Here is a 15,878-nt window from a genome sequence, read left to right as displayed (position 1 = left end):
GACAAACCTGCTTCTGACGTCCACTCTGTCAACGGGCCATGTACGTTGTGTTCATGGTGAGACATTGAATGAGGTGGCTGCCGATGAAGCTGATTCAGTGCCGTTTCTCTTCAGGTCAGCGTGTACCGCTGCTCGTGCAGACTGGAGATGCGGCGCCATTGCCCATACTTGTTCCATTCATCTACACCCAACTTAAACTCAGGCACCGCGCTTACAACACGGCTGCGGCACATCTGCGTGCGATCCTCGCTTTCTACTCCTATGCCAGAACCCGAGATCTGGATCAGGCTGGAGTTACTTCCACAGTGGGTTGAACACCGGAAACGTGCAGGATGTACCTGCCGCCGGCCCTGACTACTCAAGGTTGCTTACGGAAGAACAAAGTGATCTGGCCTACCTCCACTCCGAATTTGGTCATGAACGAGCGATTGATCATGGTGTTCTTGTCCATAAGGTACATCCAGTCGTCTAATTCAACCTGATACTCCTTACCATCCACAGGAAGGCTAAGTACGTATTTCCAGCGCAGGGTATTGCCTGCCATCTCACCACGCGCTTCCCCCACCACGTCGTCAGCGGTTCCGCGCCATTGGTTATGACCAACTGGCGTTAGCGTCCACACCCGTTTTTGTTTAGTGCCATCGCTGTAAGTAAATGACTCATCGAGTATTAACTTATTGCCTTCGGACTGGCCATTGATCTCCACGTGGAAGCGCTTGACCACCTCACCTGATCGCTTTTGAAACATGCCCCAAGCTTCGACCCGCCCCTCGAAAAAATCGCGTAGCTCAAGGGTGGGCATCTCCTGGCGGTAAGTATGCACATCTACCCGGCTGCAACTCGCGAGACCAATGCTTAGCAGAACTATCAATACCTTTAACATGTGCAACTCCTCAACGGTCTCAGGGGTTTAGAACCGCCCAGCAATTGGGATTGCAGCTGCGGGCACGCCAAAAGCTATACAAAACAATTAATTTGTACAGCTGAATCCTCAGGTCGGCGTTACAGCCACACAAACGGACTCCGACGGTCTGTCCAAGCGGGGGGGCACGCGCATCCCGCAGAAATGTTGCCTGCGACAGCCACCCATACGCATCACGCCTAGGAACGGCGCACATTGTCAGGTGGTTTTTTTAGGCCTACCCTATACAGAACCTATACAGCGAATTAGATAATGTACAATAAAAACTGACCACTGGCGCTGCAATTTGACGGTGAGAGCAGCATGGCTTCGAGGAATCTTAATGAACACATCAATAGCCGAGCATTACCGTGAAATTCTCGTCGGCGTCGGCGAGAACCCTGAGCGTGAAGGACTGCTGGATACTCCCCAGCGTGCAGCCAAAGCGATGCAATACCTGTGCAATGGCTACACGATCAGTCTAGAGGATTTGATCAACGGCGCATTGTTCGAATCGCAAAACGATGAAATGGTCATCGTGCGCGACATCGAACTGTATTCGTTGTGTGAGCATCACCTGCTCCCCTTCATCGGCAAGGCTCATGTCGCCTACATCCCCACCGGGCGGGTGCTGGGCCTGTCGAAAGTCGCCCGGGTCGTCGATATGTTTGCCCGCCGCTTACAGATCCAGGAAAACCTTACAAAGCAAATTGCCGACGCTATTGCGCACATCACTGATGCGGCCGGCGTGGCCGTGGTCATTGAGGCAAAGCACATGTGCATGATGATGCGGGGCGTGGAGAAACAAAACTCGGTGATGACCACCTCAGTGATGCTGGGCGCCTTTCGCGAGTCGTCCGCTACGCGGCTGGAGTTCCTGCAACTGATTGGGCAACGCAGTTAACGCTCGGAGCTCGCGCAGGCTTGCAGGAGAGACTCAATGAACAGTTCCTTTGAAATGAACGCCTTGGTGATAGGCGCCAGCGGTGCGCTTGGCGCAGCGTTTGGAATGGCTGAAAGCAGATCCACGACGATATCGAGTCGTTACGCATTCCTTTCTCGCTGGCGGCACCCTGGTGAGTCACGTTGCACCGGGGACCTGGCAAATGAGTAAGATTCGCCGACTGTGCCTGGTGCTGGGCGACCAACTGTCTTGGGACTTGGCTTCATTGCAGGGGCTGGATCCCCAGCGCGATGCGGTGTTGCTGGTCGAGGTGATGGAGGAAGCAAGCCATGTGCCCCATCACCCACAAAAAATCGCGTTGATCTTCAGTGCGATGCGCCATTTTGCCGAGGCGTTGAAGCAGCGCGGTATCCGCGTGCACTACGTCAGCCTGGATGATCCGCACAACAGTGGATCGGTGCCCGGCGAGTTACGGCGCTGGCACTCACGGCTTCAACCACAGCAACTGTACCTGACTGAGTGCGGTGACTGGCGCCTGGAGCAGTCGCTCAAGGACTGTCGCTTAACGATCCAGTGGCATAGCGATAGCCGCTTTCTCTGCACCCGCGGCGAATTTTCGTCTTGGGCCGAGGGCAAAAAGCAGCTGCGCATGGAATTCTTCTACCGCGAGATGCGGCGCAAAAGTGGCTTGTTGCTTAATGGCGACCGCAGCCCGGTCGGTGGCGCCTGGAACTTTGATGCCGAAAACCGCAAGGCGTTGCCCAAAGGTGTGAGAGCGCCCTCACCCATGCGCTTTTCGGCCGATGCCATCACCCAGGAAGTGCTGGCGCTGGTGGCAAAAAACTTCTCCGGCCACTATGGCGCCCTAGACACCTTCGACTACCCGGTAACCCACGCCGATGCCCAAGCCTTGTGGGATTACTTTCTCGATTGGGGCCTGGCTGCGTTCGGCGACTACCAGGATGCGATGGCCAGTGACGAACCCTTCCTGTTTCATGCGCGGATCAGCGCCGCGCTAAATATCGGCCTGCTGGATCTGCGCCAGTTGTGCAGCGACGTCGAAGCCGCGTACTGGGCGCAGCGGATTCCGCTGAACGCTGCCGAAGGCTTCATTCGTCAACTGATCGGTTGGCGGGAATACGTCCGAGGCATCTACTGGTTGAAGATGCCTGAATATGCCGACGGAAATGAATTCAGCAACACAAGGTTGCTTCCAGAGTTCTACTGGACAGGCGAAACGAAGATGAACTGCATGCGCCAAGCCATTAACCAAAGCCTTAAGCATGCCTACGCTCATCACATCCAACGGCTAATGGTTACCGGCAATTTCGCTTTGCTCGCAGGTATCGCGCCGAGTCAAATATGTGAGTGGTATCTGGCAATCTACATGGACGCGTTCGACTGGGTGGAGTTGCCCAACACACTTGGTATGGTCATGCATGCAGACGGCGGCTACATGGGATCTAAGCCTTACTGTGCGAGCGGCCAATACATCAAACGCATGTCCGATTATTGTCGTGGCTGCGCATACAAGGTGAGCGAAAGCACCACAGATGACGCCTGCCCTTTCAATGCGCTTTATTGGCACTTCCTGATACGTCACAGCGATCGCCTGCGCAGCAATCACCGTATGGGCATGCAGTATAAAAACCTCGACCGAATGCCTGAATCAAAGCAGCAAGCGCTCTGGCAACGTGGTCAATTGTTGCTCGCAAACTTAGATGACGGTGAATCATTTTGAAAAAGAGTGAACTCCCGGTCAAAACCTGCATGACTTGCGGCCTTCCCTTCCTATGGAGGAAGAAATGGGCGCGCTGCTGGGAGGAAGTTCGTTACTGTTCTGAGCGCTGCCGGCGCAGTAAACCTGCCCAGTGCTGAGCCAAAAAATGGCCATCACAGGCCCTCTTGGACTCAAACCAAAATCACTTGCTTAGCCAGGATGTCGATGTGATGTTAGGCGTTTTAGAACGTCACACCAAAAATCACAACCTGAGCCTACAACGATGTGCGCTATGAAATTTTCAATTAGGAATAAATTGGAAGCGGTAGTAGAAATGTATCAGGTCGTGCGAAGAGGTACCCTTGCATAAGATCTATGCCTAAGCGGAGTAATGCATCACTCTCATCACGGGTTTCAATACCTTCGGCCACAACCACTATATTTAAACGGTTTGCGACTAAAACAATACCTTCGACTATTGCAGTTTTAACCGGGTCTTTGTCAATGTTTCTTGTGAGAGCCATGTCAATTTTTAGCACATGAGGTTGGAACATCGCCAATAAATTCAACCCCGAGTAACCCGAGCCGAAATCGTCGATAGATGTAGTGAAACCTTGACGCTTGTACTCTTCGAAAATCCCCTTTAGATGCATAGGGTCATCAACACGTTCACCTTCGGTCACTTCGAACATTAGTCTCTCTGGAGGGAACCCAAACAGCCTGGCAGCCTCCAGAGTGGCTCGAATGCAGGTTTCGGGTCGATACACAGCATTTGGCAAAAAATTGATACTGAGCTTGCAGTCTGGAATGCCCAGCAAACCTAGTTCCGTCGCTCTCTCGATAGCCTTGACTCGGCATGCTTGGTCAAAGCGGTATCGGTTGTCATCATTAACCTGATCCAAGACGCTCGCCGCCGACTCACCGTTCACCCCGCGTACAAGGGCTTCATAGGCGAAGGTTGTGCGCGTTCTTACGTTAACGATTGGCTGGAATGCCATTATGAAATCGAACCCCAACCCTTCTAGATTTCGGCACTCTGCGCAGCCGACTGATACGAACGTAGAGAACGCAATATTACGGGGCATGGCTGATCCTCCAGATTTTTAGCAACCCTAACCTATAATTTTCGAGCTTTCAGTATGTATCGGCACTGATCTGGCTTCGTTGAAGGCGCATGTTCATCGCGTGCAACGCGCCAGCCTGATAATGCCAGCTTTCGCCACGCCAATATCTTGTTTTGCGCATTTCCAAGCAGAGCCAGCATCACTGGCACCCGCGCGATGAATGCCGGCGTAAGGAGGGGCCGCTGACCTTAACACCGCATGCAATGCAGACGCTGTACCCTGGATAGCCTATGGCTTCCTGCGTCGTTGCTTTTACCGATAATTTCGCGAATCAACGCCAGCTATGCAATGAGCTTGCAAGGTGTCTAGAGAAGCCGGGGCTATTCATCATGTTCCGCGGAGAAAAAAGAGTTCCAGCATCCTAACATCCCAGAATGGCTTATTTGCATCTTCCAGAGAGCTTGATCATCAGAGGCTGATATACGCCGGAATCGACAGAAGAAAACATTGCCATACCTTGGACCGGGGCGCCTACCTTTAATTTTCCGACGGTGAGCGCCTCATCCACAGTATCCAACTTGTATTCTTGGCCTTCAATTCCGTAGGCTTTCAAACAGTAGCCGGCCAAATCAATTTCCCGCCCCTTGAGATTCCCCAGGAAAATATCAAAACTCTGTGTGTAGGCGCTTTTATCGCCCACGGACATAGTGCCGGAAGACTTTTGTGTCGAGACTACTATCACGTGATCCAGACCTTTTGCATGTGCGGTGAGAGCAATCAGGCTCAGAGTGATTGGGGCAATGATACTTGAGAATTTCATAGTGAGTCCGCTGAGGTAAACGTCAATCTTAGATAATTGAAATGTAAGCTAGTATGCTCGCCATGAAAAATGGCAGAGTTATTTCCATAGCAATATATTTCATAGATTAAAAGGAAACCGCACGTCACACAACTCAACCACACTGAACAGTTGTGAAGCTCTGCCGCGAGGCATAGTGAGAGCCTTCACCTTAATGAAGAGGAAGTCGCTGGTAATATTTAATGAGGCGCACTATATACGCCACAATAGGGCGCGTCATGAAGAACTCTGAATTGCGCTGAATGGCTGTATCGGAGTCATTCTACTAGTGGCACTTTAATGCTTCACTGATAACAACATCAGCGTATGTATGACCCACTCACCGCCCTCGAAATGGAAGCGACAAGATGCGCCATCACCAGCAAAAAAACCGCACTTTCGGCTTATCGCGCGTTCATGAAGACAAGGTTGAGCTGACACCGTATTTCGGTTGTCCCTGTCGCTACTGCATCAAGAAATCTAGCACTGTGCGCTGCGAGTCTCAATCGATGAGTGAGGAAAACCTGATCAATGTCGTAGAGTACATACGCAACGACGCACGCGTCACTCAAGCCTCAATCACTGGTGGCGACCCGCTGGTAAAACCAAAGCAGCTGTTCGCGTTGCTGGAAAACCTGGCGAGCATTCCCCATCTCAATAACATTCGTATCGCAACCCGGCATGCTTTGCTTCAACCAGAGTACATTAATGAAGCATTTGTCGAACGCATGGCCAGTTATAACCACGTCGATTATGCCTATCCTCTGCGCTCCACAAGGGTGTCTTTGGACGTTGCAATCAACCACGCCAGCGAGCTGCAACCGGACGTCATCAGGGCACTCAACGGCTTCGCCCGTCGGGGCATCAACGTACGTGGCCACGCAGTACTGCTCAAAGGGATCAACGACGATTTCCACAGCCTTAAAAATCTTATCGATCATTTTCTCGCGGTTGGAATCACGCCTTATCACTTAATGCACTGCGCAGACGCTCCAGGTGGAGCACCGCTGCGCACCACAGTGCAAAAAGGCCATACCCTAATTACCCAATTGATGGCGTTTTCAGGCACCTATGCACTGCCTTATGGGTACGTCACAGCCATAGGTACGCAGTACATCACACCAGGCCAAGTCCTGCGCTACGAAAATATTGGCGGGCAGCGTTTTATTCGCGCCCGCTCACTCTATCCAGCCGAGCGCTATAAAACACTTTCCGGCAACTCGAGCCTGCCGCCACTGCACGAAATTGATGCGCAAGGCTACATCGTCTCGCACTACCCAGATGGTAGCGACGCCCTCCTCGTCTATTGATCCACTAAGCGCCCCAGGTACTGTGGGGCAATTCGACACAGGGCTCAGCGGCCTGCGCCGAAGGCACAGTCAAAACGCCCCGCTCTCTTGTAAGACAGCAGGGCTTTAAGACGATGGCGAATCAGAAACGGTAAGTGACGCCCAAGCCGAAACCATTGGCGCTGTTTTCATACTTGGCCTTGTAGTGCTGGCCAAGCCCATTGGTGCGGTTAACTTTGACCGGCTCTTCCTTAAGATAGGCATAAGCCACATCGACAGTCATGTTCGGCAGCACATCGTAACCAGCACCGAGACTGAAGATGGTTCGGTCCCCGGTAGGAATACGTGGTGAGCGATCCGTGTTGTTGGTCGGCGACTGGTCAAGCGTCAAACCGGTACGCAGCACCCACTGTTTGCTCAGTCGGTAGGACGTCCCCACGGCATAGGCCCAGGTATCGTGCCAGTTTTGCTCTTCTTTAATGGTACTGAGCAAAGCCTGAGCATACGCACCATCGCTGTAACTAACGCCCTCGTTCTTGACCGTGATGTCTTTCAGGCGACTCCAACGTGTCCAGGTGGCCCCGGCATAGAGCTTCCAATCAGCATTCACATCTTGCGTCACAGAGAAATCCCAAGACTCTGGCGTGTCAATTTTGAGCGACGCGTCGTAGCGTCCGCTGCTCAATAATGCGTCATGAACGTTGGCGCCTTTAGTGACTTGAGTGTGCCCCTTCAGCTTGTACTTGACCTGCGAATGGTAAGTCAGGCCTACCCGCGTGCTGTCTGTTGCTTGAAGCAACACCCCAGCGTTAAAACCCAAGGCGGTGTCGTCACCCTTGATTTTGATATTGTTGGACGCGAGACTTGGGTTCGGAAGGTTGATATCCGACTCCAGGGTACCGGAAACTCGGTTGATGGTCGGGCCAAAGCCGATAGACAGCTTATCGTTGAAGGCATAGCTGACGGTTGGCTGGAGCGTGATGACTTTCACCTCGCTCTTACTGCCGAAAGCTTTGCCTTGGAAGCCTTTTTCATAATCGGCGACCATGCCAAATGGCGCGTAGAGACCAAAGCCGGCAGCCCATTGCTCGTTGAGTTTTTGGGTGTAGAAAGCAAAGGGCACGCCGGTAAGCGGCACCATGTTGCCCTTGTTACTGCCACTCGAACTGCCACTGGCCTGGCTGATGTTGCTTGTTGCATCAATAACGGCTAGACCACCGGTGATTTGCTGACCGTCCAGGCGAACCATACCGGCGGGGTTGCCATAGACAGTACTGGCATCTTCTGCCGATGAAGATCGCCCGGCAAACCCTGTTCCCATACCACTGATGCTTTGCTCATTCAGTGCAAAGCCACTGGCAAATACTTGTGAAGATGCCAGAGTAATAGCCAGACCCAGTGTTTTTTTCAACATTACTTTCTTCATTAATTAAAGCTCCGTGGTGATCACCACAGAGGAAAGTAACAATATTTAAATGTCAGTGTTGTAGGGCAACTTGTAGGAAAAAATCTGCACAGGCTAGTTTCGCCCATGCCAACTTACCCATCGGCAACACTTAGTTACGTACCCAGCAACTAAGGGCAACGAAACGCTCGCACATTGGCGTCACCGAAGGGCTGCTCAAGCCCTAAGCTGCGTATCTGCAGAGCGGGACGCTGCACTTGCCTTGCGCGTGCGGCAGCACATATTCGGGCATCGCTATGTTGGAGGCCCGTCGCTTGAGGCGCCCCATAATTGCGATGGCATGACTGATAGAGGCCTTATACTCGGATGCACCCCGGGAAAAGGGCATGAAGTGGTGCAAGTAATACGGATTTACACCATCGAGCGTAACGCCGTCAGGATCTCCTCCGATCAAACAGGACGGGAGTTGATATCACTGTCGCAATTTCGTAAATGACCTAATCCGCGAAACCGTTGCGCTTGGCAACTTCAAACAAATGAACCAGGGAAAAGACATTGAGCTTTTCCAGTAGTCGTACCTTGTAGGTGCTGATCGTCTTGTTACTCAGCTGCAAATAGTTCGCTATTTCCTTATTACTCATCCCTCGCACAAGCAGTTCAAATGTCATTAACTCGCGGTTGGAAAGCGTATTGATAAGTAGGGCCTCATTGGAGAAACTGTCACCGAGCGCAGGCAGTCGATCAATGCCATGAGGCATATAAGCCCTGCCTTTCATCAGCAGGTTGACAGTCCTTTGCAACTCTTCAACTGTGCACGTTTTCGACAAAAACGCCGACGCGCGCCGCACGGCAACGGTTGTAATAATAGCGTGCTGAGCAGGATGTCAGCACCAGAATTTCAATATTCTTATCAAAGCTGTAAATCTTCTGCATCACCTCTAACCCCCCCAATTCCGGAGAGCTGGATGTCCAAAATCACTAAATCAGGTTTATGCTCACGTACCAAGTCAAGGCCGTCGGTACCATTATTAGCCTCTGCTACCCAGGTAAAGTCGTCCGGATTCAGAATGGATTTAATAGCCGCTCGCACAAGCGGTTGTCCATCAATAATAATGACTTTGAACATCAGCACCCCCCAGTGTTTCAGATCAGATGAACTACAGGAAACTTCTCATCCAGCAATCCTACACACGCGGCTGCTGTTACTTAACTAAAATACTAATCGCTTAAAGAAATTAACAAGTTATCACGCACCTCCATTGTGCACCCAGAGCCCTTAAAGCAGCCCAGGTCAATACTGCGCCTGCACCGACGCCCGGAATCCGCAGTTGAGCCAGGCGCGTACCAATCCCGCATTAATTCTCAATTCATGGTTATTCACTTCGCAATGGGTGGGATGTGCCTGATTCTATGACGCGGCCTCACTACCGATCAGAACAGGTGGGGGCATGCCCCTGTGTTGTATAACTCATTCCCTGAGAAACTTATGAAGCTTATTAATATTCTGTCAGTCATCAGCCTGGCCTGCATTACCTCCCAGGTCTTCGCTAACAAGAGTGACTTGACCCTTACCCACTTCAAAGGCCCGCTCTACATCGTTGAAGACAAGGAATATGTGCAGGAGAACTCAATGGTCTACGTTGGCGAGCAACACATCACGGTTATTGGCGCAACCTGGACCCCAGCCACCGCTGAAAAGCTTGAGCAGGAAATCAGGAAAATCAGCCCCCTGCCCATCAAGGAGGTGATCAATACCAACTACCACACCGACCGCGCGGGAGGTAACGCCTACTGGAAGAAGCTCGGCGCCAGTATTGTCTCAACGCAGATGACCTATGACCTGGAAAAAAGCCAGTGGCGCAGTATTGTCGACTTTACCCGGCAAGGGATGGAGCACTATCCAATCCTGGAACAAAGCCTGCCAGACCAGGTATACCCGGGCAACTTCGACTTGCAAAACGGCCATGTTAGAGCACTGTATTTAGGCGCGTCTCACACCGAAGATGGGATTTTTGTGTACTTTCCAGAAGAGCGCGTGTTGTATGGAAACTGCATTCTCAAGGAAAAGCTGGGTAACATGACATTCGCGAATCGCAGCGAGTACCCGAAAACCCCTGAAGAAATTGCAAGGGCTGATCCGCAGTGGTGAATTGCCCGTTGAAGCGATTATCGCAGGGCATAACTCACCGATACAGAACGTTGAGTTGATTGACCATTATCTGACCCTGCTTGAACACGGCGAGCAGTAATATCTGCGGGAATTTTGCCAGTGCCGGCGAGCTCAGCGTGATGAAATATCTCGACTGCGCTCGCTCCCCAGGCACAATACGCGCTCCAGCTCTTTGATATAGAAACACGGCGTATCCGGGTTCAGGTCCAACTTGTAAAAGGTCAATTGTGATGCATGACTTGATATAAATAAGCATAATTAAAGGCAACGTCTCGATCACGCACCGACATGCTTCTAAGCAGCTCATTGCCGCCTACTGGGTTAGTCACAAATCGGGCACTGCCGAAGAGGTTGTTAACCAGTGCAAACGAAAACTTCTGGCTATCATAATTTATTTTCTCAAAATCATGAATTTGATTTCCATGCGACTGAAGCCTGATCAGCACATTTAAGACTTCGCCACTGCTCATAATCATCGAACCGGTGGTGAAACAAGCGCCTTTAAGCACATCCTTACGCGATGCGGATGAATACATCAAATGCAAGGCCACGAGCAACCCGATGCCCACCAGTAGTCCAACACTGCGCTTGTTCACTTCAGGCACCTGTCTAACTGTTCATCGGTCAAGAGTGCTAACTTCGAATTATGCACTGAAACAAATTCCACCGTGCTGCCACTGATGCAAAGGATTTCGTAAAAGCTGTGCATCGTATTTAAAACCACTGTGCCGGGCACTTCCAACAAACTTTCCATGCGCCGTAGCACCGGTGCCATGCTCACTTTTAGCCTCTCGACTTCCGGTGTATTTGCACCGGTGTACCACACAGTCAGCAAGCCCTGAGTTTCGGTTTCTTTGACGAAGTCCGGCTGTAGCCAAAGGTTCCAATCAATCCGCCAAAGAAAACTCATAGCTAATATCAGCGTCGCTCCCATCAAGATATTCTCAGTGCTCAGCCGCCTTGTCAGCCATGAAAGCCTAACCTGCGGCACTTCGGAGCTTGATGCGGCGCCCAAGGTTAAAGGCGCCGGAGCGCTAATGTCGCTAACGTGCCCGGGAGCAACCAAGAACGCGGAGTTGAACTGGTAACCCCTTCGCGGAATGGTCTGGATGATTTCACGATGCTCGTCATCGGCCAGCAGTTCCCGAATCGTTGAAATAGCCTGGTTCAAGCTGTTCTGCCCAACGATACGGTCAGGCCAGCCAAAGGCAAATATTTCATCGCGACTTACAATGGTGCCTGCCCGGTCAATCAGAATTTCCAGGATTCGACTGGAACTGTATCCCAACTCAACTTTTCGCTGGTTATTATGCTCATGAATAACCAACATATTTTGCGAGGGCCAAAATACAACTTGCCGCCCTTCAGAAGCACATAGAATTAACACTTTTTTAGCTTCCGCTTGAATACCCTTATCGCTCGATGTCGGGTCAATCGATGACTGCATGTTCTTTTCCTTGCAACGATAACTGTGAGTACCTATTCTTTTAGATCACTCGGTTCATATCCGGATGAACCAGCGAAAAATACCCATGTACCAAGTCCTCTGCAGTCAAGTCTTTTGCATAAAACCAACCTTGGGCAGTGGTCGCCCCTAAGGTAAGCAGACGCTCCACTTGTTCTGGTGTTTCGACCCCCTCGACGATTACGTTGAGTTTCAGGTGTCTGGCCATATTCAGCAAATGGACCAAAATCGTATTGGCGCGCCCTTGACCTTTTTTGCTCACAAAGCAACGGTCAATTTTAAGAATGTCCAGAGGCAGGCAATCCAGATAAGACAAATTGGAATAGCCCGTACCAAAGTCATCCAAGGCAATCTTATGGCCCTGGGCACGTAATTGATTCAAATGCAGGATGGCTTCGTATTTATCAAGCACGACACCTTCAGTGACCTCAAATACAATGCGCGACGCCGGGATGCCATATTGACTCAATAGTTGTTGAATAAACGCGGGAAACGTGGGGTCGGATACATCTTGAGAAGATAAGTTTATATTGATGTAAAACCCGTCACATGCCCATAGCAGGCATGAATAATCTTCTATAACACGCTGGCAAATCCAACGGGTTGTCAACGGCATGATGCCGGATCGTTCGATCAACGGAATAAATACCGCAGGGCTTATCGTCTGCCCCTTATGGGTCCAGCGTAGTAATGCCTCAGCGCCTACCCATAGGCCAGTGTTCATATTCACTATCGGCTGATAGTGCACGCTCAACTCACCGTTAACCAAGCCTCTGCAAAACCTTGCTTGCATTGAAAAGTAATACGTATAGATCGAACTGAAAACCTTATAGAGGCCGATAATGGTACATACCCCAGCAGCCGACATAGACAATAAAATACAATACTCTATAAAGGCATAGCTTTTAGCCAACAGCGAAGGCCACTCCTCAACGCTAGCCTCATAGTTACCCATGGCTTTCAACTCACTCAGCATGCCAGGCTCAAAACCAGAGAAGTTACCATTGCTCAAATCAACAATATTACTCAGGCGCTCAAAAACATACATTTGCGCCAAATGTTCCACCGAGTATAGCGACGCCCAGACCATCAGTAATGCGACGATCAACCAAAGCGCGACTTGCGCGACTGCTACCTGAGACCACATTGAAGAAATAGAGTTTGCCCATGAGCGCTCAACAGAACGCCCACGCTTAAGAACGCGCTTGATTGCTTTCACGTATCAACCTGTTAGGTAAAGTCATTTCTAGAGCTGCGGGGCTAAATCTGAATAACACTCACAAGTAGGCGAATGAAGTGAACCCGGTCGCTTCATGGCTACGATAATGATTTATTGACTGCCCGATTTGGATGCCGAGCATAGAGCAGATTGGTGTAGAGACGAGGTGATGAGTGGTGAATTCATAATTATTCACCACTCAAGCTTACTACACGCACGAAGGCCGCCCGTCCACCGCGGTCATGCGTGTGCTCTCAGCATCACTTAATAAATAGCGCCGCTATCAGTGAGCACTCGGAGGGTACATCTCAATTTAAAAAGGTTAGCGCTCGGCACCAAAGCAACGTACTGTCTCCAACTCCTTTACATAAAAGCACTGACTGCCTATACGCGCCTTTATTTTATACAAGCTTAATCTGGAAAACTCGTTCGAGTAGTAAGCGTAATTAAAGGCAATATCCCGGTCGATGCTGATCTTATCTTTAATCCACTCGCCATCCCGCTCTTGATTCGTCACAAACCGCGCATTACCGGATAGACTACTCACTTGCGTCAGAGAAAAATCCTGGGTGTTTTTATTAATCGCTTCGAAGTCGTGCAGTTTATAGCCATGGGACTGTAAGCGCTGGCTGCTGTCATACACAACGCCGCTGCTCATGATCAGTACTCCAGAAGCAAAGAACGTGCCCTGCAATATCTGTCTACTCGATTGAGCCGAATACACAATATGCAAAATGATTAATATCACTACTAACCCAGACCAAGTGATCACCCATCGAATATTTAATGGTTTCAATTGACGCACCTGTTCAGTTGTTCATCTGTCAACTGGGATAATTTGGTTTTATGCACCGTCAAAAACTGCACAGATCGCCCCTGATCAATACAGACGATCTCATAAAAACCATGCATTTTATTGAAAATGATGGTTTCCGGTTGTTTGACAAACGCCTGCAAACGATCACGCAAAGGCTTGATATCGGCCTGCAACTGCGTCAGCTCTTCTGGGCTTTCCGAGACATACTGAATGTCTAACTCGCCCAATGCTTCACTTGCACTGAACAAGCCGTGCTGCAACCAAAGCGCCCAGTCGATACGCCAGACTAACGTTGCTGCCAGTGCAATCGTCAGCACACCGAGCAGCAGGTTGGTAGAGCGTGGTAGACGGTCTAATGCAAAAAACGCCTGGCCTTGCTCCGGCTGATTGATACCTTCAGCAGCATCCGCTGCTACCGGAGGCGCTGGGGCAGTGTCATCGCTGACGTTAAACTCTTCGCGGTCCTCGCTCAGGTATGCCGAGTTAAATCGATACCCACGCCGTGGGATCGTCTGGATGATCGTTCGCTGTACATCATCGCCCAGCAGATCACGAATATTGGAGATTGCCTGGTTCAGGCTGTTCTGTCCCACCACCCTGCCCGGCCAACCGTAGGCAAACATTTCCTCGCGGCCGACGATCAGGTCGGCGTGGCAGATCAGCAGTTCAAGCAGCCGGCTTGAGCTGTAACTCAACTCCTGTCCAGTGATAACCCCCCCCTCACTAACCCTCAACAGGTGTTGGCTGGGGGAAAACTCTGCATACCGCGAAACCTCATGAAGCCTGAGTATGACCTTTGTGGGCACCACCGACGGAAGAACACTGCCATCGGTACTTTCAATGGGTTGCATTACTGTCACTACCCCGCGTCTGTCTTTCGATCACGTCAATGGACTACGCTTGCCCAGAACCACTCGATAGCCGACGTATCAGCGGGAGTATAGACAGGTTTAAACGGGCCTCTAAGTGCTGTTTTTGTTTATTGATAGTTGATTGTAAAAATCGCTGTCGCATTCGCCGGGCCGCTGTGTACCGTTGAGTTAGGCAGCCTGAGGTAACGAGCCTTGAGCGCAATGACATAACTGCCACCCTCTTTGGGCTGGAGTGAAATGCCACTGTCAAGCAACGTCGACAGCCTGATCGGCTGGGTATTCTCCAACGCAAGCTGTACACCGATACCTTGCGCCGCCCTCTCAACCCTTGGGCCCTGCGCTGTGAGGCTCAGGATTCCCTCGTCAGGGGACACCGCCCGCTGGGTGGGGTCGATACGGAATGCAATTTTATTGGTTTTGAATACTACGCCTGGCTCAAGTACGTTGGCCCCTGCGGAGTAGTACCCGTAAAACCCCGGGCACTGATTGAGCACGATAGAAAAGTCTTGCCAGGGCGTGTAGCCGGTTTTCTCAAGGGTACCCACAGAGTGTTGGCCCAGACTGACCTGAATGTTCGGCGCCTGGCAGGTTTGCGACACCACCCTCAACTGGCCCGAGAGTCGCACCCTGCGCACCGGCAACTGCCGCCCACGGATTTCGTAGCCGATGTTAACGATTGGCAACGACGCACTCACGACGGGCCCCGCTTGGACATGCGCACTGACCTTGACAAGCGACAGGGTGAATTTATCCAGGTTCGGATCACGAAATACGCAGGCTTGCGGTCCTGGGCAGTCAGGTAGTTTCGCAGTGAATGGAAAGGCGCGGTTATCGACGTCCAGGAAACGCACCCCGATGCCTGCAAGGTTGGTGGGATAGGTATTGCCGTTTACCCCGGGTGGATAACCGGGGATAGACCCAGAGACCATCTCCAGGTTGCGCTTGAGGTTAATATCCCGGGTACCGGGTGCACATCGGATAGATGCGACACCGCCTGGGGTGAAGACTTGACGGTAAACCTCGGTGCCGACGGGGATATCGCGGCCGACGCTGATCTGGCTGATGCGCAGCGGCATTGTCGAATCATTTGCCCCGCCCGCCTCGACCCGTTCGCAGTCCGCCGCCGCGTTACCGGCTATCCATACGACGCTCCACACCAAAAGCGACAGAACCGCGACGTTGCCAAACATATTTCATCTCCTCAGGTCAAACCG

Annotated in this window: 17 protein-coding genes and 1 pseudogene; 6 read left to right on the top strand and 12 right to left on the bottom strand. The window is 51.3% G+C overall.

The features are described 5' to 3' along the window. Positions 1-83: 83 nt before the first annotated feature. A pseudogene (locus PSH80_RS13065) lies at positions 84-284 on the top strand (site-specific integrase); the annotation flags it as partial. Between the two features lie 74 nt (positions 285-358). Here PSH80_RS13065 and PSH80_RS13060 read toward each other — a convergent pair. Beyond that, positions 359-883, bottom strand: coding sequence for a DUF3833 domain-containing protein (locus PSH80_RS13060; RefSeq protein WP_057436468.1), 525 nt, complete (start codon positions 881-883; stop codon positions 359-361). Positions 884-1,244: 361 nt separating this feature from the next. Here PSH80_RS13060 and folE point away from each other — a divergent pair, with 361 nt between their 5' ends. The 3 genes from folE to PSH80_RS13045 all read left to right on the top strand — a co-directional run bounded on the left by folE (position 1,245) and on the right by PSH80_RS13045 (position 3,683). Continuing rightward, a complete protein-coding gene (folE, locus tag PSH80_RS13055) occupies positions 1,245-1,805 on the top strand; it encodes a GTP cyclohydrolase I FolE (protein WP_169989715.1) in 561 nt (186 codons plus the stop codon). Positions 1,806-2,007: 202 nt separating this feature from the next. Beyond that, positions 2,008-3,546, top strand: a complete 1,539-nt coding sequence (locus PSH80_RS13050) for a cryptochrome/photolyase family protein (RefSeq protein WP_305420486.1) — start codon at positions 2,008-2,010, stop codon at positions 3,544-3,546. Then, positions 3,543-3,683 (top strand): DUF2256 domain-containing protein, encoded by a 141-nt coding sequence (locus PSH80_RS13045; protein WP_120733116.1) that lies wholly within the window; start codon positions 3,543-3,545, stop codon positions 3,681-3,683. The genes PSH80_RS13050 and PSH80_RS13045 overlap by 4 nt, the downstream gene beginning before the upstream one ends. Positions 3,684-3,830: 147 nt before the next feature. Here PSH80_RS13045 and PSH80_RS13040 read toward each other — a convergent pair whose 3' ends face one another. Both PSH80_RS13040 and PSH80_RS13030 read right to left on the bottom strand, forming a co-directional pair. Continuing rightward, positions 3,831-4,610, bottom strand: a complete 780-nt coding sequence (locus PSH80_RS13040; RefSeq protein WP_305420484.1) for an EAL domain-containing protein — start codon at positions 4,608-4,610, stop codon at positions 3,831-3,833. 418 nt (positions 4,611-5,028) lie between these two features. Then, the gene (locus PSH80_RS13030) at positions 5,029-5,409 is read right to left on the bottom strand and encodes a DUF4354 family protein (protein WP_128593839.1); all 381 of its coding nucleotides are present in this window, start codon (positions 5,407-5,409) and stop codon (positions 5,029-5,031) included. A gap of 386 nt (positions 5,410-5,795) precedes the next feature. On the opposite strand from PSH80_RS13030, the gene PSH80_RS13025 reads away from it, so the two are divergent. Then, the gene (locus PSH80_RS13025; RefSeq protein ID WP_305420483.1) at positions 5,796-6,737 is read left to right on the top strand and encodes a radical SAM protein; all 942 of its coding nucleotides are present in this window, start codon (positions 5,796-5,798) and stop codon (positions 6,735-6,737) included. A gap of 121 nt (positions 6,738-6,858) precedes the next feature. On the opposite strand, the gene PSH80_RS13020 is transcribed toward PSH80_RS13025, so the two are convergent. The 3 genes from PSH80_RS13020 to PSH80_RS13010 form a co-directional block, all read right to left on the bottom strand. Continuing rightward, entirely contained in the window at positions 6,859-8,142 is a 1,284-nt protein-coding gene (locus PSH80_RS13020) for an OmpP1/FadL family transporter (RefSeq protein WP_305420481.1), read from the bottom strand. Between the two features lie 476 nt (positions 8,143-8,618). Then, the gene (locus PSH80_RS13015; RefSeq protein WP_305420479.1) at positions 8,619-8,879 is read right to left on the bottom strand and encodes a response regulator transcription factor; all 261 of its coding nucleotides are present in this window, start codon (positions 8,877-8,879) and stop codon (positions 8,619-8,621) included. Positions 8,880-9,031: 152 nt separating this feature from the next. Continuing rightward, on the bottom strand, positions 9,032-9,247 hold the full coding sequence (locus tag PSH80_RS13010) for a response regulator transcription factor (protein WP_305420477.1): 216 nt from the start codon (positions 9,245-9,247) through the stop codon (positions 9,032-9,034). A 360-nt stretch (positions 9,248-9,607) separates the two neighbouring features. Here PSH80_RS13010 and bla point away from each other — a divergent pair, with 360 nt between their 5' ends. Next, positions 9,608-10,270: an SFH-related subclass B2 metallo-beta-lactamase gene (gene bla / locus PSH80_RS13005; protein ID WP_305420475.1), complete on the top strand. Its 663-nt coding sequence runs from the start codon at positions 9,608-9,610 to the stop codon at positions 10,268-10,270. Between the two features lie 242 nt (positions 10,271-10,512). Here the strand turns inward: bla and PSH80_RS13000 are convergent, their stop codons facing one another. The 6 genes from PSH80_RS13000 to PSH80_RS12975 all read right to left on the bottom strand — a co-directional run bounded on the left by PSH80_RS13000 (position 10,513) and on the right by PSH80_RS12975 (position 15,854). Further along, entirely contained in the window at positions 10,513-10,887 is a 375-nt protein-coding gene (locus tag PSH80_RS13000) for a hypothetical protein (protein ID WP_305420473.1), read from the bottom strand. Beyond that, positions 10,884-11,738 (bottom strand): transcriptional regulator, encoded by an 855-nt coding sequence (locus PSH80_RS12995; protein WP_128593845.1) that lies wholly within the window; start codon positions 11,736-11,738, stop codon positions 10,884-10,886. Before PSH80_RS12995 ends, PSH80_RS13000 begins: the two co-directional genes overlap by 4 nt. 40 nt (positions 11,739-11,778) lie before the next feature. Continuing rightward, a complete protein-coding gene (locus PSH80_RS12990) occupies positions 11,779-12,975 on the bottom strand; it encodes an EAL domain-containing protein (RefSeq protein ID WP_198799269.1) in 1,197 nt (398 codons plus the stop codon). Positions 12,976-13,297: 322 nt separating this feature from the next. After that, entirely contained in the window at positions 13,298-13,633 is a 336-nt protein-coding gene (locus tag PSH80_RS12985) for a hypothetical protein (protein ID WP_128593848.1), read from the bottom strand. A 134-nt stretch (positions 13,634-13,767) separates the two neighbouring features. After that, the gene (locus PSH80_RS12980) at positions 13,768-14,643 is read right to left on the bottom strand and encodes a winged helix-turn-helix domain-containing protein (RefSeq protein WP_198799268.1); all 876 of its coding nucleotides are present in this window, start codon (positions 14,641-14,643) and stop codon (positions 13,768-13,770) included. 128 nt (positions 14,644-14,771) lie between these two features. Continuing rightward, positions 14,772-15,854, bottom strand: coding sequence for a fimbrial protein (locus PSH80_RS12975; protein ID WP_216312118.1), 1,083 nt, complete (start codon positions 15,852-15,854; stop codon positions 14,772-14,774). Positions 15,855-15,878 lie beyond the last annotated feature (24 nt).

Origin of the sequence: Pseudomonas sp. FP818 (assembly GCF_030687335.1) — a bacterium.
GTDB classification, from domain to species: Bacteria; Pseudomonadota; Gammaproteobacteria; order Pseudomonadales; family Pseudomonadaceae; genus Aquipseudomonas; species Aquipseudomonas shahriarae.
Note: the sequence above shows the minus strand (reverse complement) of the source record. Positions and strands in the feature narration are given on the sequence as shown.

Excerpts from the sequence above, each read along its gene's own strand:
- PSH80_RS12995 (WP_128593845.1), bottom strand. The coding sequence starts at position 11,738 with ATGCAGTCATCGATTGACCCGACATCGAGCGATAAGGGTATTCAAGCG.
- PSH80_RS13025 (WP_305420483.1), top strand. The coding sequence starts at position 5,796 with ATGCGCCATCACCAGCAAAAAAACCGCACTTTCGGCTTATCGCGCGTT.
- PSH80_RS13020 (WP_305420481.1), bottom strand. The coding sequence starts at position 8,142 with ATGAAGAAAGTAATGTTGAAAAAAACACTGGGTCTGGCTATTACTCTG.
- PSH80_RS12975 (WP_216312118.1), bottom strand. The coding sequence starts at position 15,854 with ATGTTTGGCAACGTCGCGGTTCTGTCGCTTTTGGTGTGGAGCGTCGTA.
- PSH80_RS13060 (WP_057436468.1), bottom strand. The coding sequence starts at position 883 with ATGTTAAAGGTATTGATAGTTCTGCTAAGCATTGGTCTCGCGAGTTGC.
- PSH80_RS13040 (WP_305420484.1), bottom strand. The coding sequence starts at position 4,610 with ATGCCCCGTAATATTGCGTTCTCTACGTTCGTATCAGTCGGCTGCGCA.
- PSH80_RS13015 (WP_305420479.1), bottom strand. The coding sequence starts at position 8,879 with ATGCCTCATGGCATTGATCGACTGCCTGCGCTCGGTGACAGTTTCTCC.
- PSH80_RS13010 (WP_305420477.1), bottom strand. The coding sequence starts at position 9,247 with ATGTTCAAAGTCATTATTATTGATGGACAACCGCTTGTGCGAGCGGCT.
- PSH80_RS12980 (WP_198799268.1), bottom strand. The coding sequence starts at position 14,643 with ATGCAACCCATTGAAAGTACCGATGGCAGTGTTCTTCCGTCGGTGGTG.
- folE (WP_169989715.1), top strand. The coding sequence starts at position 1,245 with ATGAACACATCAATAGCCGAGCATTACCGTGAAATTCTCGTCGGCGTC.
- bla (WP_305420475.1), top strand. The coding sequence starts at position 9,608 with ATGAAGCTTATTAATATTCTGTCAGTCATCAGCCTGGCCTGCATTACC.
- PSH80_RS13030 (WP_128593839.1), bottom strand. The coding sequence starts at position 5,409 with ATGAAATTCTCAAGTATCATTGCCCCAATCACTCTGAGCCTGATTGCT.
- PSH80_RS13050 (WP_305420486.1), top strand. The coding sequence starts at position 2,008 with ATGAGTAAGATTCGCCGACTGTGCCTGGTGCTGGGCGACCAACTGTCT.
- PSH80_RS12985 (WP_128593848.1), bottom strand. The coding sequence starts at position 13,633 with ATGAGCAGCGGCGTTGTGTATGACAGCAGCCAGCGCTTACAGTCCCAT.